The sequence below is a fragment of the Vibrio sp. MED222 genome (assembly GCF_000153005.1).
In the GTDB taxonomy this organism is placed as follows: Bacteria; Pseudomonadota; Gammaproteobacteria; order Enterobacterales; family Vibrionaceae; genus Vibrio; species Vibrio tasmaniensis_A.
On the sequence record NZ_CH902609.1, the window covers coordinates 256,636 to 275,787 of the forward strand.

A 19,152-nucleotide genomic window follows, 5' to 3' on the forward strand; every position below is an offset into this window, starting at 1 on the left:
AGCGTTGATGTCTCGAATCAACCGTATTCTAGATGAAGAGAAAGACACACTAGAGCGCATACGCCTAGTGCTACAACTTATCTTGGTTTTCTCAGAACGTAACCCAGGCCTGACTCGAATTTTATCGGGTCATGCTCTAATGTTTGAAAATGAACGCCTACGCGATCGCATCAATCAGCTTTTCGAACGTATTGAGACACAACTTCGTCAAATTCTACGAGAAAGAAAGCTTCGTGAAGGGAAGTCATTCCCGGTTGATGAAAAAATCTTAGCGGCTCAATTGTTAGGTCAGGTTGAAGGAAGTTTAAATCGATTTGTTCGCTCGGACTTCAAATATCAACCGACAGAAAACTTTGATGCTTATTGGGCTCTACTCAGCGCTCAGATTAAGTAAACTCAATATCTTAAGTGATGGTTATGACGACGAAAAACTCTCCTGCAAGTAGCACGGTACAACACGTTATTAATAAGCCACCTTTTACCCTAGCACTACTGCACCCTAAATATTGGGGAGTTTGGTTTGGCTTTGGGTTACTGGCTTTTATAGTCAACATTCTACCTTACCGAGTATTACTACTATTAGGCCGTTCGTTAGGTGCTCTTGGTGCCCGCTATGGAAAAAAACGCGTAGCGGTAGCGACACGTAACTTGGAATTAGCCTTCCCCGATAAGCCAGCAGATGAAGTCGCGGCAATGGTCAGCGAGAATTTTAAAAATACTGGTATGGCATTGGTTGAAACCGGTATTACGTGGTTTTGGCCAACATGGCGCTTCAAGCGCATCCTAGTTGATAAAGATACCGAAGTTCTTCGTAGTCATCAGGCTAACGGTAAAGGCGTTCTACTATGTTGTGTTCATGCCTTGAATCTAGAGATCACAGCCCGAGCAATGCCGATCTTGGGTATTCCTGGCCTAGGTGTTTATCGCCCGCATAACAACCCAGCTTATGAGTTCATTCAATACCGCGGTCGAACTCAAAACGGCAACCGTCTAGTTCACCGTAAAGACGTAAAACGTATGATCCGAAGACTGCGACAAGGTGAGACCCTTTTCTACCTCCCTGATCATGACTACGGTCGCAATAAATCTGTATTCGTACCTTTCTTTGCAGTAGAGGATGCAAGCACCACCACTGGAACCAGCATTTTGGCTTACACCAGTCGATGCGCGGTCGTTATTGGGTCTGGCTTTAGAAATGCCGACGGAAAATATGAAATCATGGCCGACGAATCAATCGAAGATAACTATCCGCAGAAAGATGAAAAAGCGGCAGCAGCGTATATGAACCGCTATCTTGAGAAGATTATCTTAAGAGCCCCAGAACAATGGATGTGGCTACACAAGCGCTTCAAAACCATGGAAGATCCAGAAGCGGAAAAAGGCATTCGTTACAAGTAAGCGAGCCTTGTTCTGTCCAATAAGATTTAAGTAAAAAAATGCCCGAAAGAGTTTCATCTCTCGGGCATTTTTCTTTTTTAAGCTCTAAACCTAAGGCACTAAACCATTAGGTTCAACTTCTTCAGTTTACGAATTAGATTCCGTATTGAGTTCGGTACGCTTTTACTGAATCAAGATGTGCTGCGTCTGTGCCTTTCTCTTCAAGAAAAGTCACTAAATCAGTCAGGCTAACGATTGAGATAATCGCACAGCCGAAGTCGCGCTCTACTTCCTGAATCGCAGACAACTCGCCTTTGCCCTTCTCTTGACGGTCGATAGCAACAAGCACACCCGCTAAGTCAGCGCCGTTTGCTTGGATGATTTCCATCGACTCACGGATTGCAGTACCTGCAGTGATCACGTCATCCACTAACATGATGCGACCTTCAAGTTCGCTACCGACTAGGTTGCCACCTTCACCGTGGTTCTTTGCTTCTTTACGGTTGAAGCAGTAAGGCGTGTCCACATCGTGGTGATCAGCAAGTGCAACCGCTGTTGTTGTTGCGATTGGGATACCTTTGTATGCAGGGCCAAATAGTACATCGAACTCAATACCTGAATCTGCTAATGCTGCTGCGTAGAAGCGACCTAAGCGTGCTAGATCACGACCTGTATTAAACAATCCAGCATTAAAGAAGTAAGGGCTCTTACGGCCAGACTTTAAAGTAAACTCACCAAACTTAAGTACTTCTTTCTCTAGTGCAAATTCAATAAATTCACGTTGATATGCTTTCATGTTTTTCCTCTACGTTTATTCAATAAAACTTAACTTGCGCTCTGCACCACCCTTTCGAGTTTTGCAGACAAAAAAATAGCCCCCAATGTGGGAGCTATTAAAAAACTAGTCGGCCAACGCAGCTTTCTGCGCTTCGACGATATCGGCAATGCCCTTATTTGCCAGGGCTAAAAGCTGCATCAGCTCTTCGTGGCTGAACGGTTCGCCTTCTGCGGTGCCTTGAATCTCAATCATCTTACCGTCTTCCGTCATTACAACGTTCATATCGGTATCGGCTGCTGAGTCTTCAACGTACTCAAGGTCACACAGTGCTTGTGCACCAACGATGCCCACTGAAACTGCCGCTACGTGGCCTTTCATTGGGTTCTTCTTCAGTTTGCCGCTTGCTAGTAGGCTGTTGATAGCATCAGCCATTGCAACGCTTGCACCTGAGATAGAAGCAGTACGAGTACCGCCGTCTGCTTGGATAACATCACAATCGACAGTGATCATGATTTCACCCATTACTTTCAGGTCAACAACAGCACGTAGGCTACGAGCGATCAGACGTTGGATTTCCATCGTACGACCACCTTGCTTACCGCTCGCCGCTTCACGACGGTTACGAGTGTGCGTCGCACGTGGAAGCATGCCGTATTCAGCCGTTACCCAACCCTTTCCTTGGCCTTTCAACCAACGCGGTACGTTTTCTTCTACCGTCGCATTACATAGAACTTTAGTGTTGCCGAACTCAACTAATACAGAACCTTCAGCATAAGCAGTGTAGTTACGAGTAATTTTAATTGGACGAATTTGATCTACAGCGCGGTCATTTGGACGCATTGGTATCTACCTTATTAACAGTCTGAAGTGATTTACTATCGAAAGAGTGCATCACCTAAGAAAGGGGTGAGACAGTTTTGATTGGGGCAAGATTATATAGCAGTTTATCTTTCAAATCTATTTACCATTCAAAGTGGCCTACTACTTAAGGCGACTTACGACTCAAAGATACTTACCGTGAAGGCTATTTATAACGGAAAATCGACAAGCTTCGGGAGCACACCATATCGTGATACTATGCGTGCGCGTTATTTTCAGAATGATAAAAGACAGGAAAATTCGATGATTTATAGTATGACCGCGTACGCGCGCAAAGAAGTAAAAGGCGATTGGGGTACAGCAGTATGGGAAATCCGTAGTGTAAACCAACGCTACCTAGAAACTTACTTCCGTATGCCTGAACAGTTCCGTGGTCTAGAGCCAATCTTACGTGAGCGTTTCCGTAAGCGTCTAGCTCGCGGCAAGGTTGAATGTAACCTACGTTTTGAAGCAAACCCAGCAGCGAAAGGCGAGCTAAGCATTAACGAAGGTTTGGCTCAGCAAGTAATCAATGCTGCTAACCAAGTAATGACGATGACAGGTGAAGACAGCCGTTTGAACCCATTCCAAATTATGAACTGGCCTGGCGTAATGGAAACGCCAGAGCAAGACATGGATGCCATCAACAAAGATCTACTTGAAGCATTCAACGATGCAATCGCAGAGTTCATTGACGCTCGTGCTCGTGAAGGCGAAAACATGAAAGCGCTCATCGTTCAGCGTTTAGATGCAATCACTGAAGAAGTCGTTAAAGTTCGTGCACGCATGCCTGAGATCCTAGAATGGCAACGTGAGCGTCTTCTTACCAAATTTGAAGATGCGAAGATTGAACTTGAAGGTTCTCGCGTTGAGCAAGAGCTTATCCTACTGGCTCAGAAGTCAGACGTAGCAGAAGAACTAGACCGCCTAGACTCTCACGTGAAAGAAGCGAATGTAGTATTGAAGAAAGGTGGCGCTTGTGGCCGTAAACTTGACTTCATGATGCAAGAGTTCAACCGTGAATCAAACACGCTAGCATCTAAGTCTATCAGCACAGACATCACAGCATCGGGCGTTGAGCTTAAAGTTCTTATCGAACAGATGCGTGAGCAGATCCAGAACATTGAATAACAGTTCGTCAGTAACACACTGTGGATAGCCACTAGCTGAATCAGTGTTGATTAGATCAAGATAAGCTCCTAGTTTTAGGGGCTTTTTTTATGGATACAATAATGACAATCAGGATGAGTAAGTTGAGCAGGTTGTTACGCAGGAGATGTACTTAGCACAAAAAATAGATACAGCGATAGATAGAACTGATCAGGTGTACAAAAGGATTTTTAATATTTAGAGGAGGTGTTGCAAGTGGAGGAGAATGTTACGGTAAAACTGAGGGGAAACTGGTTTGAGAGAGAAAGTGACGCAAGTTGCTATTGCAACCTGCGCCGACTTAAAATCTTATAGAGCTACAACGTTTGCAGCTTGAAGACCTTTTTGGCCTTGCTCTACTTCGAAAGACACTTGTTGGCCTTCTTTAAGAGTCTTGAAACCTTCAGAAGCGATTGCACGGAAGTGTACGAATACGTCAGCGCCGCCGTTGTCTTGAGTTAGGAAACCGAAGCCTTTCTCTTCGTTAAACCATTTTACTACGCCGTTTGTTTTGTTAGACATGATGTGTCCCTTATATAAAAATAAAAAATTAATCGCCAAAAGTGCGATGCGCTGAAAGCTTGAATTATTTAATGTATCTATGAAGCCAAGGGAAACACTGAGAATAACAATGAAGCAATACTAAGGGTTTTACTTTACAACTGGATGTTTCATTTAATAACCCTGAAAACAGAGCAAGCACATTCTTGGTGATCCTGACCAGGTTGTAAAGCGTTATTTGAATAAAATGACTATTTTTTGTTCAATTAACTTCTATTCAGCCCCACAACATCACTGAACTTCATTTAAAAAGCTATGATCTGAAGAAATTTACTCTTCCGCGGTTTGGTTCGGACAACACACACGGCCAGTAATAATGTTCTACTAGAATCAAGAGTACGACAAAAGCAAAAACACGCGCCGCAACAGCACTCTCCACGTAACTAAACTACCAATATCTTCACACCTAGTTCTCGTAAAGCATCAAGCACCTTAGGGTCAGCGCCGTCATCTGTAATCAATGTGTCAATCTGAGAAGCGGTAGCGAGTAACTTTCCTCCATGCTTACCTACTTTACTGCTATCTATCAGAGCCACAATACGATCACCATACTCCAGCAGCTTTTTCTCTGCCATATAGACCAATAGATCAGAGGTATGCACACCCGCTGTCGTAACACCCGTACCCGTAAAGAAGACAAAACGACTTTTATGGTCATCTGCTGCTTCTTCATCTGGAGAAATAGTGATCTGACGTTCGGGTAGATATTGGCCACCAAGTATGATGATACTTTGATGATCTTGACTAATCAGCTGATAAGCCAATGGCATAAAATTCGTCACAACTTGCACATCACGATGCGCTAAATGCTCTCCCATCAAAAAAGTCGTATTGCTACCACTCACAATAATACTGTCGTGTTCTTCACACATATCTGCCGCAGCTTTAGCAATTCGCTTTTTCGCTACATAGCTTTCTATATCTGTTTCGCAGGGGATAAAGCTGCTTGGTGCATGAGTTGCGGCTAGGGACGAGTCAAAATTGATTACCTCTGCCCCATTACGGATTTTTTTCAGCCTCCCTTCTTCCGCCAACTTTGTAATGTCCCGACGAGCTGTAGATAAAGAGATATCTAACATCTTCACATAGTCATTTGTCGTTATAAACGTATGACTCGTTAGATGATCTAACAAGCTTCTATGACGCTGAGCTTCATTCATTGTTCATACCATTAAGTTCTTTTGAGTTATTTTGACGTATTATGAACTTTTGAGCAATTAGATTCTCAAAATGAACTATTTTGAATTAATTTGACTCAAAATATGTGATCAAAACCATTACTTTGTTCATAATAAATCAAAAATGACTTTACGTGACCGCATTTGACCACCTATAGTCAATTTGCGTCATGAGAAGTCACTGGAGAGTAAAATGAAATACCAAGCAGTAATGATTGATTTAGATGGAACACTGTTAAGTGATGCTGAGCAGATCTGCGTGACTAACAAACAAGCGATTTGTCTTGCCGTTAATAATGGATATCAGGTGAGCTTGGCGAGTGGTAGACCGCACCAGCTGATGATGCCATATGTTGACCAGCTTCAATTATCGCTACCAATCATCTGCTGCAATGGTGCCTATATTTATGACCCTAAAACACAACGTGTTCAACATCAGCACACAATTAGTCATGAATCACTAACGGGTCTGTTGAGCTTACTGAATGATGGACATTTCGCCTTCACCATCTATTCAAGTAAAGGCATCTTTGCTCAAAAAGAATCAACTCATACAAAGGGTTTAGAAAAAAAGGCTGAGGTTATTAATGCCGCAATGGAGCTGCAGATTATCCCAACGCTGACCGAACTCATCGCTCGCAGTGGCGATGTATACAAAGTATTAGTGTCTAGCCAAGACAAAGAATCTCTAAACCAGTTACGAGATTCCTTAAAAACGCACTTCCAAGCTGACTTATCAACACCGAATAAATTGGACATTACGTCTAAAGCAGCCACCAAAGGCCACGCTCTTCAGCAGTGGCTAAATGACCAAAGAATTTCATCTCATAACACCATTGCTTTTGGGGATGGGGACAACGATGCCTCTATGTTCCGACTTGTCGGAGAACCTGTCGCAATGGCTAATGCCAGCCCTGCTTTAAAAGGCATGGCTAATCTAATTGTTACCAATAACAACGGCTGTGGAATTGGCCAGTACCTTCGCTTGATAGTGCAAGAAGGCCAACACACATGCCAAAACACTTTTAGTTACTAAGGATAAATCATGAAAAAAGTAAAAATTGCCGCAGGATTAGCACACGTAGATTACGGCCACATTGCAGACGTAGTGAAAGAAGTATCTGATGCTGGTGCCGATTACATCCACTGTGATGCAGCAGATATGCATGACCTGAAAAACCTGCAATTGATGGGGGGGCATCAAATTGTTGAAGGCATTCGTCCTTACACTGAAAAGCCAATTGAAGTTCACGCTTACTTCAAAGATTGCGACAAATTATTTATCGATAAAATCGCTGCTGCTGGTGCAGACATGCTGATTCTACCAGCTGAGCATTTTATCGGTGCTCCTCTGTGTTACATCATTAAGTACTGTCAAAACCACGGAATGAAATTTGGTTTAACCGTTGGTGCATTAACGCCAGTGTCATTTGTTAAAGAATCTATCTACTACCTAGACCGTTTACACATTGTTATTCACGGCATTACTGATGGCGATGATGAATGGTTATGGCGCAAATCTGCGATTGCAATGATCCGCGAAGCACGTGAACTCATCAACGAACGCAACCCTAACTGTGAGCTATGTGTTGATGGCGGTATCCGTAACCACAACATCGAAGAACTGCTTAATGAAGATATTGACGTGATGGTTGCATCGACAAATATCTTTGGCCACAAAGACGGCATCACAGCAGGCGTTCGTGACTTCCGCGCAGCAATCGACCAACTGGAAGATAAAGCAGCGGCAAACACAAAAGAAGTCGAAACCGTTTAAGTAATTGCCTAGCGCAGCTTCTATCGAATCGATGCGCCACAGCAATCTAGAAATAACGGTGCTAAACCTACCCCCTCTATGCTCGGGTTTGGCACCACTACCAAGGATTAAACCATGACACAGTTTCAACACTATCAACCGACCAAGCTAACCTTTGGTGCGGGTGAGATTCAGAAAATAGGTCAGCTTATCGCTCAATATGGCACACGTTGCCTAGTAGTATCCGAACCTATTTTTGATGCAGTAAAGCCAGCCTATGACCGCATTTTTACTTTGCTTTCAGAGCAAGGAATTGAAGTGACTCATTTTGATGGTGTCGTACCGAATCCGCCTACAACCGTCGTTGAACTTGGCCGCCAAGTGGCCATCGGAAATAACTGTGATGTGGTGTTGGCCATTGGTGGTGGTTCATCGATTGATACAGCAAAAATCATTTCGGCAACGATCAATACAGAGTCTCTAGATTGGGCTCATTGGTTTGCCACTTATGATTCACCGTTTGGGGACGTCAACCCACTACCCGCGAAAGTCGTACCTTTGATCGCTGTACCTACAACATCGGGAACTGGCTCTCAAATGACGCAAGCGGCAGTGATTACCGACCTTGAGCAACATGCAAAGCTAACACTGTTTCACCCTGAATTTTTCCCTTGTGAAGCGTTAATCGATCCAGAGCTCATGCTGACACTGCCTCCACGTATGACAGCTATGACAGGATTTGATGCTTTTTCACATGCGTTTGAATCATTTACGGGTACTCGACCATCTCCATTTGTTGATGGTATGGCGTTAGAAGCAATGAAGCTTGTCATTGATCACCTACCTAGTGTTGTCGACAACGGCGCAGATTTACATGGCCGCTGCCAACTCGCGAAAGCAGACACACTTGGCGGGATCTCGCTAGCTAATGGCGGTGCGGGGGCACCACACCCTTTAGGCGAAATCTTAGGTAGTAGCAAAACAAACCTACCACATGGGTTAACACTCGCAGTGGTTTATCCAGCTTATGCACAACTTCAATGGCGCAAGCAACCAGAGAGATTTGCTCAAGTGGCTGAGTTATTTGGTGCTGTGGGAAGTACCGAAGAAAAAGCTCAATCATTAGCGGCTGCTCTTGTGAAATTCCTTGAACGTATCGGTCTTGAATCGAACTTAACTCAAGTAGGTGTCACCAAAGAAGATGTTCAAAAGTTGGAGCCGGCTTTTTGCTTTGATCTACCACTAACCAGTGGTGAAGAAATGAAAAAAGTATTGCAGGCCAGTTTGGTTGAATAAGCGACAGTCACAAATTCACGTTTGTCATAATTAAAGAAAATGGAGATTGAAACATGGAATGCAAGAACAACACTTTAGGTCATACAGCTTTGAAATTGGAAAGAGAGGAATTCATTGCCAGTAACCTAAAAGCGTTGGTCTTTGACTTCGATGGTCTTCTCGTCGATACCGAAACCTGTATGTTCAAAGCCTGGGAAGCTTTGTTAAAACCATACGGCGTTGAAGTTTCGCCACTCCAGGTTGCTGGCCTAGTTGGGAGCTCAGCGCCAGCAACCTACCTTTATCAACTATTCAACAAAGCGTCGAATCAAAAGCTGTCCGATTCACAAATTCGCGATCGAGTGATCGCTCATGCCTACCAATTAATTGCTTCAATAACAGAACAAGAAGGTGTCCGTCAGTATCTAGACTTTGCTAAATCACACTCATTGAGCATTGCACTGGCCACCAGCTCAGAAGCTGAACATTACATGCCAATTCTGAATCGTTTGAACCTTACACACTATTTCGACTGCTTTATCGGAGCAGAAGACATTGCCTCAGATAGACGGAAACCACATCCCGATGTGTATTTAGCGGCATTAGAACAACTCGGTGTATCTGCCCATCAAGCCATCGCTTTCGAAGATTCCCCTCCTGGAATTATGGCGGCTCGATCGGCAGGAATACCAACAGTTGCAGTAACCAATTTGCTCACTCGTCACCTCGATGTCTCGCTAGCCAACGTGGTGCTGAGATCGATGAATGATCAAACGCTACTGCAATTGATAAACCAACTTACCGAGAATGAACGATGAATAAATTAGAACAACTGAAAAAGCACACCACTGTCGTTGCCGACACAGGTGATATTGATGCTATTGCTGCATTTCAACCTGAAGACGCCACAACTAACCCATCTCTAGTACTAAAAGCCGCAGAAATGCCGCAATACGATCACTTAATCGCCGATGCGATCACTTGGGCAAAAGCACAAAGCAACGACAAATCACAACAGTTGATCGACGCTGGAGACAAACTGGCGGTCAACATTGGTTTAGAAATTCTAAAAACGGTACCGGGGCGCATCTCAACAGAAGTTGACGCTCGTATGTCATTCGACAGAGTCGCAAGCTTGGCAAAAGCTCGAAAGCTTATCGGCATGTATAACGAAGCTGGCATCAGTAACGACCGAATCCTAATTAAGTTAGCGTCAACTTGGGAAGGCATTCGAGCAGCTCAAGAGCTAGAGAAAGAAGGCATCAACTGCAACCTAACGCTGCTGTTCAACTTTGCACAAGCCAAAGCCTGTGCAGAAGCCGGTGTTTTCTTAATCTCACCTTTTGTCGGTCGTATCCTAGATTGGTACAAAACCAATACCGATAAAAAAGAGTACCTTCCTCATGAAGATCCTGGTGTCGTTTCAGTCTCTGAAATTTACAACTACTACAAAGATCATGGCTACAACACGGTTGTGATGGGCGCGAGCTTCCGCAATGCCGATGAAGTCCTAGCATTAGCGGGCTGTGACCGTTTGACCATAGGCCCTGCAATTTTAGACCAACTTGCAGCACAAGAAGGCTCTGTTGAGCGCCTACTCTTTGCCGACCGTGACACCATCAAAAATACACCAACAGCTATGACTGAAGCACAGTTCCGCTGGGAGATGAACCAAGACCCGATGGCAACAGAAAAGCTCGCCGAAGGCATCCGTAACTTTGCAGTCGATCAAGGCAAGTTAGAAACCATGATCGAAGCACGCCTGTAGGAGAAGCATAATGATTACACGAACTAAATTAGCCGACGCTATTCGCGTTCTAAGCATGGACGCTGTACAAAAAGCAGGCTCGGGCCACCCCGGAGCACCGATGGGCATGGCCGATATCGCTGAAGTTCTATGGCGTGATTTTCTAAAACACAATCCGAGCAACCCTAACTGGGCCGACCGCGACCGTTTTATCTTGTCGAATGGCCATGGCTCAATGCTTATCTATAGCTTGTTACACCTATCTGGTTACGAGCTATCAATGGATGACATCAAATCTTTCCGTCAATTACACAGTAAAACCGCAGGTCACCCTGAATACGGTTACGCTCCAGGTATTGAAACCACTACAGGCCCATTAGGACAAGGCATCACCAACGGTGTCGGCATGGCTTTGGCTGAAAAAGTGCTGGCTGAACAGTTCAACCGTGAAGGCCACGACATTGTTGATCACCACACCTACGTGTTCATGGGCGACGGCTGCATGATGGAAGGTATTTCTCATGAAGCATGTTCACTTGCCGGTACGCTTGGACTAGGGAAACTGGTCGCTTTTTGGGATGACAATGGCATTTCGATTGATGGCGAAGTCGACGGCTGGTTCTCTGATGACACACCAAAACGTTTTGAAGCCTACGGTTGGCATGTTATTGCTGATGTTGATGGTCATAACGCTGATGATATTCTCAAAGCGATTACTGAAGCTAAAGCCGTAACAGATAAACCAACCTTAATTTGCTGCAAAACCGTGATTGGTTTTGGCTCACCAAACAAGTCAGCCAGTCATGACTGTCATGGTGCTCCGTTAGGTGCTGATGAAGTCGCATTGGTTCGACTCAACCTCGGCTGGGACCATCCTGAATTTGAAATTCCTCAAGATGTATACCAAGCATGGGATGGGAAAGAGAAAGGACAAAGCAATGAAGATGATTGGCAAACACGTTTCAATGCTTATCAAGAGGCGCACCCAGAATTAGCCGCTGAGTTTTTGCGTCGTAGCCAGAACCTATTACCTGAAAATTGGGATCAGCACACTCAAGACCTAATCCAGACTTTGCAAGCGAATCCACAAACCATCGCGACTCGCAAAGCATCACAAAATACTATTGAAGCATTCGGACCATTACTGCCAGAGTTTTTGGGAGGTTCTGCCGATTTAACCCCTTCAAACTTAACTAACTGGTCAGGCTCAAAAGCAATTACCGCTCAAGATGCGTCAGGAAACTACTTGAGTTACGGCGTTCGTGAATTTGCGATGTCTGCAATGATGAATGGCGTGGCGTTGCATGGTGGCTTTATCCCATACGGCGGTACGTTCTTGATGTTCATGGAGTACGCTCGTAACGCGCTTCGTATGGCAGCACTAATGAAGCAACGCAGTATCTTCGTTTATACCCATGACTCTATCGGTTTGGGGGAAGATGGTCCGACACACCAACCGGTTGAACAAATCGCATCGCTTCGACTTACCCCAAACATGAGCACTTGGCGTCCTTGCGACCAAGTAGAAACCGCGGTGGCTTGGAAGTCTGCTATCGAACGTTTTGATGGCCCAACGTCATTGATTTTCTCTCGCCAGAACCTTGTTCAATTCGAACGTGATCAAGACACGCTTTCCAATGTAGCGAAAGGTGGATACATCCTTTCTGACTGTGACGGTGACCCACAGCTGATTCTAATCGCTACGGGCTCTGAAGTAGCACTCGCCATGGAAGCAAAAGCACAACTCAGCCATGTTCGCTGCCGCGTAGTTTCAATGCCGGCCACCGATATTTTTGACGCACAAAGCGCGGAATACAAGGAACAGGTTTTACCAAGCCATGTTACAGCACGAGTTGCCATCGAAGCTGGTATCCGTGACTACTGGTTCAAGTATGTCGGGCTACACGGCGACATTGTGGGAATGACAAGCTTTGGTGAATCAGCACCAGCAGAACAACTCTTCGAAATGTTTGGATTTACGGTTGAAAACATCGTTGAAAAATCCCTAGCGGTTCTGGAGAAGTAATATGAGCATGGCACAACGCTTTATTGAAAACCAAAGCCAAGACTGCCTGCGAACTAAGGCTGCAAAAGTAGCCTTAGAGCAAGTCCTAAAAACGCTAACACCTTCTAGCGTGATTGGTATCGGCACTGGTGCAACAGTTGAAGTCTTCATTCAACTATTGAAAGAAAGTGGCGCTGAGTTTGCTCATTGCGTATCCAGTTCGGTTCGCTCAAGTCGAGCTTTATCCTCTGCAGGCCTGAATGAGATATCCATATCTGAATGTGGCCGTGTTGATTTCTACATTGATGGCATTGATGAAGGTCTTACAACCGGCATGACCGTGAAAGGTGGTGGTGCAGCACTGGCTCGTGAAAAAGTACTCGCGACGCTTGCTCTAAGCTTCATCACCATCGCAGATAGCGGTCGATTGGTCACTCAACTCGGAAAGTTCCCACTCCCTGTAGAGGTTTTACCTGCCGCACAAACCGCTGTGTTTAATGCCTTACAAAGCCTTGGTGGACACCCGACGTTGCGCCAAGACTGCACCACTGATAACGGCAATATCATTCTCGATGTTGCTCATTTGGACATCGCTGAACCAAAGCGATTAGAACTCCAAATTAACGCTATTCCTGGCGTCGTCGAGAACGGTATTTTCGCGCAAAGAACGGCCGATTTCATGGCTTTTTCGAATGCAGAAGGTACGTATTTATTATCAAAGCAACACGTTCAATAGCTGGGATTTATAATCAAAATGAGACCTCGCTTGCAAGTCTATTTACAAGCATGTCAGTAAGGATAATTTAGGAATAAAACATGACGGAAAGCAATTTTTCAGCTCAAACACTGCGCTATTTTGATTCAAATATTGAAACGTTTACGCGTGATCTATCTGAGCTAATTGCTATTCCGTCTGTACGAGATATCAGCAGCTGTTCACCCAATGCTCCTTTTGGTTTACCGATTAGAAACGCATTCGACTTTCTAATTAACTGGGCGAAACGAGAAGGGTTTGAAGTTCGTGACCATGATGGTTATGCCTTGGACATCAGCCATGGTGAAGGATCACAAGAAATAGGTATATTGCATCACGTGGATGTAGTTGAAGCTGGTGATTTAAACGCATGGCTGACACCTGCATTTGAGATGCACCAACAAGGTGATGACTTATTAGGGCGAGGCGTTACCGACAACAAAGGCCCACTTATGGCCAGCCTATATATCCTCAAGATGTTTAAAGCGCTTGATGTAACACTCGACAAAAATATAAAAGTGATCATCGGTGGCGCAGAAGAGACAACTTGGGAATGTGTAGAGCATTATTTTAATCATAACCCTCAACCGGATTATGGTTTCTCTCCAGATGGCGACTTCCCAATCGTTAATGGAGAAAAAGGCATCCTATATGCGTCATTACAACGAGAATTCCCAACTCACAATGGCCTAGGAACTTGTCAGATCGTAAGCATTGAAAGTGAGCGTGACAGAACATCCACCTGCTATCAATTATCGATTTATCTGACAGGAGAAAAAGCGGCTGAAGTAGCAGCAATATTTGAAACTTCAGCAACGGTCACTCTTGCCAATGTGGCACAAAGTGACAACCACCAACAAAAGGAGTTGTACTGCGTTGAGTTGTCAACGCCGTGGGAGAAATCTCGCAACCCGCATAAGGTCGATAACTGTATGGATCAGTTTGTTCGTCACATGCGACATGTTGAAGGGTTAGACACTAACTCTCGAAATTTAATTGATTTACTAGACGCGTGTTTTAGTGATTCCAATGATGCTTCGAAATTAGGGCTAGCACACCAAGATAAGGAAATGGGGTCGACTACATGCTGTGTCTCCTCCATCAATTTGAATCAACATGGCTACAACTTGGATTTTGATTTTCGGTTTCCTAAAGGACTGACTATCGATCAAGCTCGTACCCAACTCCAGTATGTATCCCAACAATACGGAGTGAGATTGATTGAACACCAGTACTTACCTCTATCTTACCTCTCACCCGAAAGTGAACTTATCCAAGCAATGGGAAAAGCTTATTCCGAAGTTACCAAAATGGACGCTCAGTGCTTTAGTAAAGGTGCGGCTTCTTACGCGCGCGCGCTAAACAATGGTGTGGCATTCGGACCTACTTTTCCTGGTGATGTGACTCGTGTCCATGAGCCTAATGAAAGGCTCAGCCTCGAGTCATTAAAAAGAGCAATAACAATATACGTGAAAGTTCTCATATCACTTTAGGAGTAAATTATGAGAGATAAGGTTCAAGCACTTGCTGGAGGTATGATGGTATCCATCATCGTACTGGTTATCGCAGGTATATTTATTGGTGTGGGCGCTGGTGTTGTAAACCAAATGTCTGCTACCGACTCTGTTATTTGGGCATTCTTTAAGCTGATGTTAGATCTTGGCTTGATGGTCATGCGCAATCTACCGCCTTTCTTTGCGATTGGTCTAGCGTTCGCGCTTGCGAAATCTGAAAAAGGTTGGGCAGCCTTCACTGGCTTTACCATGTTCATGTGTTTCAACGTCGCTATCGGATCGATCGCTGCATTTCACGGATGGACTCAAGAAACTACAAGCGTTGCGTCATTAATGAATGATGCTGGTTACGACAAAGTAGCAGCGCAAAACTTCAACTCTTTATGGGGTGAGTCTTTAGGTATCTTCGCTTACAACATGGGGATCTTTAGCGGTATTCTTGTTGGTTGTATTACGGCTTGGATCCACAACCGTTACTACAAATTCGAAATGCCTGCACTCTTGAGCTTCTTCTCTGGCCCTCGTGCCGTAGTGATTTTCGCTTACTTCGCTATCATGCCTATCGCGCTGTTTGTTTACTACGCTTGGCCGCCGATCGCTGGGGCACTGCAGTCCATCACTACCTTGATTACTAGCTCAGGTATTTTTGGCTCTTTCCTATTTGGCGTATTTGACAAAGGCTTATTGCCATTTGGCTTACATCACCTTATCGCCTTCCCTATTGAATACACTCGTGTTGGTGGCGTAATGGAGATTGATGGTGTTGTTTACGAAGGTGTTCGTAACATCATGAATGGCCAAATGAGTTCACCAGAGGCGACGAGCTACATTACACATAACTTTACCAGTGGCCGTATTCCAATCCAAATTGGTGGCCTAACGGGTGCTGCTTATGCAATGTACGTAACAGCAAAAACAGCCAATCGTAAAAAGGTAGCCGCTATCATGGTGCCTGCCGTATTTACGGCTGCTGTTATCGGTATTACCGAGCCACTAGAATATACCTTCCTATTCGTCCAACCATTCCTATTCTTTGCAGTACATGTTCCGCTAAATGGTCTTGCTTATGTGATCACCGAAATGATGGGTGTTTCAATTCACGGTAATCAGCTGCTATTTATGGTGCCTAACCTACTACAACCTGAAAAGGTTCATGCTTGGGCTCTATTGTGGATTATCCCACTATACTTCGCGATTTACTTCTACACATTCAAGTTCTTCATCCTAAAGTTTGATTCAAAAACTCCAGGTCGCGAAGAAGAAGATGGTGATATCGCCCTGTATTCAAAAGAAGACTTTAAAAAGAAAAAGGATCAGACCTCAAAAGGACTGCCTGTTGAAATCATTAAGGCGCTGGGTGGAGCTGACAACATTGAGAACGTGACAAACTGTGCAACTCGACTGCGTGTTTCGCTGCATGACGAATCACTAACGGCAAGCGATAAAGTTTGGAAACAACAGCTCAACGCAATTGGTGTCGTCAGAATGAATAAAGGCATTCAAGTGATATATGGAGCCAACGTTATTACGATTGCCTCTGGTATCAAAGAAGCCCTTGGTGTCGACTCTTAGCTAAGCGTAACTTCCGTAACCCTACTGTTACGAATCTATAGAAACCAATAACTGACAATTCCTCCTGTGACTACAAGTCACAGGAAGGGATTCGTGCACCTGAAATATGGGAAATATAAAAATGAAAGCAATGACAAAACATGCAGTTACTTTACTTGCTCTTTGTGTTTCTGGCGTCCTACACGCAAACGAAAATACAACATCAAGCTGGTCTGAGCGCAACCCGATCGTCTTCTGGGGAGATAGAGCCAATGAGGACTGGAGCTATGTCGATGGTCTAGACGAAAGTCAAAAAAGCTTTTCAGAAAAACTCAAACGCTTGGATATTGATGACAGTGGTGACTGGAAAGTCTCATTTAGCGGTAATGTAAAAGCCGCAGTCGATAACCGTTGGAATCACATGTACGACGGAGAAAACCGCAAGAAAAATGAACTGCGTACTCGCATGCAATTCTCCACCGATGTTACTTACCAAGACTGGATGCGTGTATTTGGTGAAATTCGAACCAACTACACTAACCTCGATAGTCCGGGTCCAGTTGACGATGCCGGTACTGACTTCCACCAGTTGTTTACCGAATTCAAATTACTCGATGACGGTGAGCAATACCTAAGTACCCGCCTTGGTCGCCAAGAAATATACTTAAATGAATGGCAAATGATGAACCGTGAACCAACGCCAGTTCAATCAAGTTGGAATGCAGCCAGCGCAAAATACAGCGTAGCAGGCATCAATTTTGACGCATACTACGGCGAGGAAGTATTCCCTCTCTACAAAGATGGCAGCTTCGGTGGTAACTGGGATGATAAAACCAATGGCAAAAAATCGACCGGCTTATTCGCTAATTGGAGAACTGACTTCGGGGCAATGCAAGCCTACATAATGAGTAATAAACTCACCAATGAAAGCTTTGTTAATGCACCTGACGGTGACGTCGACATTCAAGTTTTAGGCTTACATGCACATGATTTTGTGAGTGAAGGGTTTGGTTACATGCTCGATGGTGTTTACCAATTTGGCGATCATGCAGGTAAAGATATCTCAGCCTACATGGCTTATGCCGATTTGAACTACAACTGGAAAGCAGACTGGAACTATCGCTTAGGTCTGAACCTACATTACGCATCAGGTTCAGATAAAGACAGCGACAAAGTGAACACGTTTAACCCTTTGTGGACAGGTGACCCACTGGGTTTCGCGCATGATGGCGCTTACGGTAACGCAATGCAGGTCGGTTCTTACACTGTGATTGAGTATCAGCCGAAACAATCCATCATCGCTGGCTTTATGTCGACATGGCGTGCCAACACAGATGATGCAATCTACACACTCAACCAAGATGTATTATTTGGTGCAGAGTCTGACGAAAAATACGCTTACACCCAGTTCTATCTGCAATTCCATAATTACATCACAGGCAACTTAAAGTCTGAGTTAAATATGTACTACGCATTAGATAGCGACTACACACGTGACGTAGTCGGCAGTAGCAGTGATGACATTTCCCGTGTTGAAATCGCACTGATCTATAACTTCTAACACTGCTTATCAGGTTAGTATGTTACTAAATGAATTCGCCCAGCAGTGCTGGGCGAATTTTTTAGACCATCATATTTCAGTTAATTGAATTACTCATCCGGCTGCTTGGTTCGAAGATCCACATATGGCCAGTAATGGTGCCCTACTCGAATCAAAAGTGTTGCTGCTGCTAAGATAAACGCTGCAACAGACAACCAAACGATGAGTACTGCATCCAACTCTTTCATGCCCAGAGTAATGTAACGAGCAATTGCCATCATCACGATGTAGATCGGGTATCGCACGGGGATCTTACCGTTCATCACAAACTACTGAACCATTGACCGAGTATACGGTGTATTATCCAAAAAAATAATTCATCTATATTTACCACGCATAAAATACAACCTGTTGAATTTATTCTAGTTAAAAATCAAACTATGCTAATAAACATGTGGTGAGCTTTGATAATAGTTCATATAGTTATTTCCTTCAATTATAGTGGATAAAGGAGGCATTTAACATGGCAAACATTCAAACTATATAAGTTGTGAAGGGGCAAACCATAGCCCTAGTCGATGTTTTGATAAACATAAGATAGTACCTGACTGCTGTACTCCGCTCACATCAAAAATGACAAGTTAACTATTCACCATTAATATAAACCATAATATTCTATCACCCTTCTAACTTTCAGAGAAACTCGGTCTAAAAAGGAAAAATTTCATTATTAAAAAACTAACAACTGCCTCACCAATCATTGTTGCCATTATAAATACCAAATAGTTAAAACCAAGAACATCGACGCCTAAATATACAATGATATTAATAGTTAACAACAGGACCAACCGCATAACAATAAACCCTACACCATGTCTAACATGTTTTTTTTCATAATTATTAAAAACAAAATACTTGTTAATAAAGTATGAGTACAAATATATTATGAAAATAGCAGAATTCATACTGGCCAAGTAATGAAATCTAAAAAACTCAACAAAAATATACACTAAAGACCAGTTTATTATTGCTGTAGATCCTCCACCAATAAGATATCTGATTACTTGCTGAATATCTTTCATAAGACCTCTAGTGAAAATATTAATGGT

At 43.9% G+C, this 19,152-nt stretch carries 18 protein-coding genes and 1 pseudogene; 13 read left to right on the forward strand and 6 right to left on the reverse strand.

Annotation, left to right across the window (positions count from 1 at the left end):
* Both slmA and MED222_RS05945 read left to right on the forward strand, forming a co-directional pair.
* A partial coding sequence (gene slmA / locus MED222_RS05950) for a nucleoid occlusion factor SlmA (RefSeq protein WP_009847980.1) occupies positions 1-394 on the forward strand: 394 nt, incomplete at its 5' end.
* 23 nt (positions 395-417) lie between these two features.
* Positions 418-1,398, forward strand: coding sequence for a Kdo(2)-lipid IV(A) acyltransferase (locus MED222_RS05945; RefSeq protein ID WP_029223859.1), 981 nt, complete (start codon positions 418-420; stop codon positions 1,396-1,398).
* A 133-nt stretch (positions 1,399-1,531) separates the two neighbouring features.
* Here the strand turns inward: MED222_RS05945 and pyrE are convergent, their stop codons facing one another.
* Positions 1,532-2,173, reverse strand: a complete 642-nt coding sequence (gene pyrE, locus MED222_RS05940) for an orotate phosphoribosyltransferase (protein ID WP_009847982.1) — start codon at positions 2,171-2,173, stop codon at positions 1,532-1,534.
* Between the two features lie 105 nt (positions 2,174-2,278).
* Positions 2,279-2,995, reverse strand: a complete 717-nt coding sequence (gene rph, locus MED222_RS05935; RefSeq protein ID WP_009847983.1) for a ribonuclease PH — start codon at positions 2,993-2,995, stop codon at positions 2,279-2,281.
* A gap of 282 nt (positions 2,996-3,277) precedes the next feature.
* Between rph and MED222_RS05930 the strand changes: the two genes are divergently transcribed.
* Positions 3,278-4,144, forward strand: a complete 867-nt coding sequence (locus MED222_RS05930; protein ID WP_009847984.1) for a YicC/YloC family endoribonuclease — start codon at positions 3,278-3,280, stop codon at positions 4,142-4,144.
* 327 nt (positions 4,145-4,471) lie between these two features.
* Here the strand turns inward: MED222_RS05930 and cspE are convergent, their stop codons facing one another.
* Positions 4,472-4,684: a transcription antiterminator/RNA stability regulator CspE gene (cspE, locus tag MED222_RS05925; protein WP_004735656.1), complete on the reverse strand. Its 213-nt coding sequence runs from the start codon at positions 4,682-4,684 to the stop codon at positions 4,472-4,474.
* 422 nt (positions 4,685-5,106) lie between these two features.
* A complete protein-coding gene (gene ulaR, locus MED222_RS05920) occupies positions 5,107-5,883 on the reverse strand; it encodes an HTH-type transcriptional regulator UlaR (RefSeq protein ID WP_009847985.1) in 777 nt (258 codons plus the stop codon).
* Positions 5,884-6,094: 211 nt separating this feature from the next.
* Between ulaR and MED222_RS05915 the strand changes: the two genes are divergently transcribed.
* The 10 genes from MED222_RS05915 (at position 6,095) to MED222_RS05870 (ending at position 18,064) form a co-directional block, all read left to right on the forward strand.
* Complete coding sequence (locus tag MED222_RS05915; RefSeq protein WP_009847986.1) at positions 6,095-6,937, forward strand: Cof-type HAD-IIB family hydrolase; 843 nt, start codon at positions 6,095-6,097, stop codon at positions 6,935-6,937.
* Between the two features lie 9 nt (positions 6,938-6,946).
* Positions 6,947-7,678 (forward strand): ribulose-phosphate 3-epimerase, encoded by a 732-nt coding sequence (locus MED222_RS05910; RefSeq protein WP_009847987.1) that lies wholly within the window; start codon positions 6,947-6,949, stop codon positions 7,676-7,678.
* A gap of 114 nt (positions 7,679-7,792) precedes the next feature.
* A complete protein-coding gene (locus MED222_RS05905) occupies positions 7,793-8,953 on the forward strand; it encodes an iron-containing alcohol dehydrogenase (protein ID WP_009847988.1) in 1,161 nt (386 codons plus the stop codon).
* Positions 8,954-9,006: 53 nt separating this feature from the next.
* Positions 9,007-9,750 (forward strand): HAD family hydrolase, encoded by a 744-nt coding sequence (locus tag MED222_RS05900; protein ID WP_009847989.1) that lies wholly within the window; start codon positions 9,007-9,009, stop codon positions 9,748-9,750.
* Positions 9,747-10,700, forward strand: coding sequence for a transaldolase (gene tal, locus MED222_RS05895; RefSeq protein ID WP_009847990.1), 954 nt, complete (start codon positions 9,747-9,749; stop codon positions 10,698-10,700). Before MED222_RS05900 ends, tal begins: the two co-directional genes overlap by 4 nt.
* A 10-nt stretch (positions 10,701-10,710) precedes the next feature.
* Positions 10,711-12,705 (forward strand): transketolase, encoded by a 1,995-nt coding sequence (tkt, locus tag MED222_RS05890; RefSeq protein WP_009847991.1) that lies wholly within the window; start codon positions 10,711-10,713, stop codon positions 12,703-12,705.
* A gap of 1 nt (position 12,706) precedes the next feature.
* Positions 12,707-13,420: a ribose-5-phosphate isomerase RpiA gene (gene rpiA / locus MED222_RS05885; protein WP_032555301.1), complete on the forward strand. Its 714-nt coding sequence runs from the start codon at positions 12,707-12,709 to the stop codon at positions 13,418-13,420.
* An 80-nt stretch (positions 13,421-13,500) separates the two neighbouring features.
* Positions 13,501-14,931 carry a Sapep family Mn(2+)-dependent dipeptidase gene (locus MED222_RS05880; RefSeq protein ID WP_009847993.1) on the forward strand — a complete coding sequence of 477 codons (1,431 nt, stop codon included), beginning with the start codon at positions 13,501-13,503 and terminating at the stop codon, positions 14,929-14,931.
* Positions 14,932-14,940: 9 nt separating this feature from the next.
* A complete protein-coding gene (locus MED222_RS05875; protein WP_009847994.1) occupies positions 14,941-16,524 on the forward strand; it encodes a PTS transporter subunit EIIC in 1,584 nt (527 codons plus the stop codon).
* 121 nt (positions 16,525-16,645) lie between these two features.
* Positions 16,646-18,064: an alginate export family protein gene (locus MED222_RS05870; RefSeq protein ID WP_009847995.1), complete on the forward strand. Its 1,419-nt coding sequence runs from the start codon at positions 16,646-16,648 to the stop codon at positions 18,062-18,064.
* 89 nt (positions 18,065-18,153) lie between these two features.
* On the opposite strand, the pseudogene MED222_RS05865 reads toward MED222_RS05870, so the two are convergent.
* Together MED222_RS05865 and MED222_RS05860 are read right to left on the reverse strand one after the other, a co-directional pair.
* Positions 18,154-18,372 (reverse strand): annotated as a pseudogene (locus MED222_RS05865) (phosphate-starvation-inducible PsiE family protein); the annotation flags it as partial.
* 357 nt (positions 18,373-18,729) lie between these two features.
* Complete coding sequence (locus MED222_RS05860; protein WP_009847997.1) at positions 18,730-19,125, reverse strand: GtrA family protein; 396 nt, start codon at positions 19,123-19,125, stop codon at positions 18,730-18,732.
* Positions 19,126-19,152: the final 27 nt, after the last annotated feature.

What these genes read in the sequence shown, in the direction of transcription:
- tal (WP_009847990.1), top strand. Translation starts at nt 9,747, where the DNA reads ATGAATAAATTAGAACAACTGAAAAAGCACACCACTGTCGTTGCCGAC.
- cspE (WP_004735656.1), bottom strand. Translation starts at nt 4,684, where the DNA reads ATGTCTAACAAAACAAACGGCGTAGTAAAATGGTTTAACGAAGAGAAA.
- MED222_RS05880 (WP_009847993.1), top strand. Translation starts at nt 13,501, where the DNA reads ATGACGGAAAGCAATTTTTCAGCTCAAACACTGCGCTATTTTGATTCA.
- MED222_RS05910 (WP_009847987.1), top strand. Translation starts at nt 6,947, where the DNA reads ATGAAAAAAGTAAAAATTGCCGCAGGATTAGCACACGTAGATTACGGC.
- ulaR (WP_009847985.1), bottom strand. Translation starts at nt 5,883, where the DNA reads ATGAATGAAGCTCAGCGTCATAGAAGCTTGTTAGATCATCTAACGAGT.
- MED222_RS05915 (WP_009847986.1), top strand. Translation starts at nt 6,095, where the DNA reads ATGAAATACCAAGCAGTAATGATTGATTTAGATGGAACACTGTTAAGT.
- MED222_RS05930 (WP_009847984.1), top strand. Translation starts at nt 3,278, where the DNA reads ATGATTTATAGTATGACCGCGTACGCGCGCAAAGAAGTAAAAGGCGAT.
- MED222_RS05900 (WP_009847989.1), top strand. Translation starts at nt 9,007, where the DNA reads ATGGAATGCAAGAACAACACTTTAGGTCATACAGCTTTGAAATTGGAA.
- MED222_RS05875 (WP_009847994.1), top strand. Translation starts at nt 14,941, where the DNA reads ATGAGAGATAAGGTTCAAGCACTTGCTGGAGGTATGATGGTATCCATC.
- rpiA (WP_032555301.1), top strand. Translation starts at nt 12,707, where the DNA reads ATGAGCATGGCACAACGCTTTATTGAAAACCAAAGCCAAGACTGCCTG.
- rph (WP_009847983.1), bottom strand. Translation starts at nt 2,995, where the DNA reads ATGCGTCCAAATGACCGCGCTGTAGATCAAATTCGTCCAATTAAAATT.
- MED222_RS05945 (WP_029223859.1), top strand. Translation starts at nt 418, where the DNA reads ATGACGACGAAAAACTCTCCTGCAAGTAGCACGGTACAACACGTTATT.
- MED222_RS05860 (WP_009847997.1), bottom strand. Translation starts at nt 19,125, where the DNA reads ATGAAAGATATTCAGCAAGTAATCAGATATCTTATTGGTGGAGGATCT.
- MED222_RS05905 (WP_009847988.1), top strand. Translation starts at nt 7,793, where the DNA reads ATGACACAGTTTCAACACTATCAACCGACCAAGCTAACCTTTGGTGCG.
- MED222_RS05870 (WP_009847995.1), top strand. Translation starts at nt 16,646, where the DNA reads ATGAAAGCAATGACAAAACATGCAGTTACTTTACTTGCTCTTTGTGTT.
- pyrE (WP_009847982.1), bottom strand. Translation starts at nt 2,173, where the DNA reads ATGAAAGCATATCAACGTGAATTTATTGAATTTGCACTAGAGAAAGAA.
- tkt (WP_009847991.1), top strand. Translation starts at nt 10,711, where the DNA reads ATGATTACACGAACTAAATTAGCCGACGCTATTCGCGTTCTAAGCATG.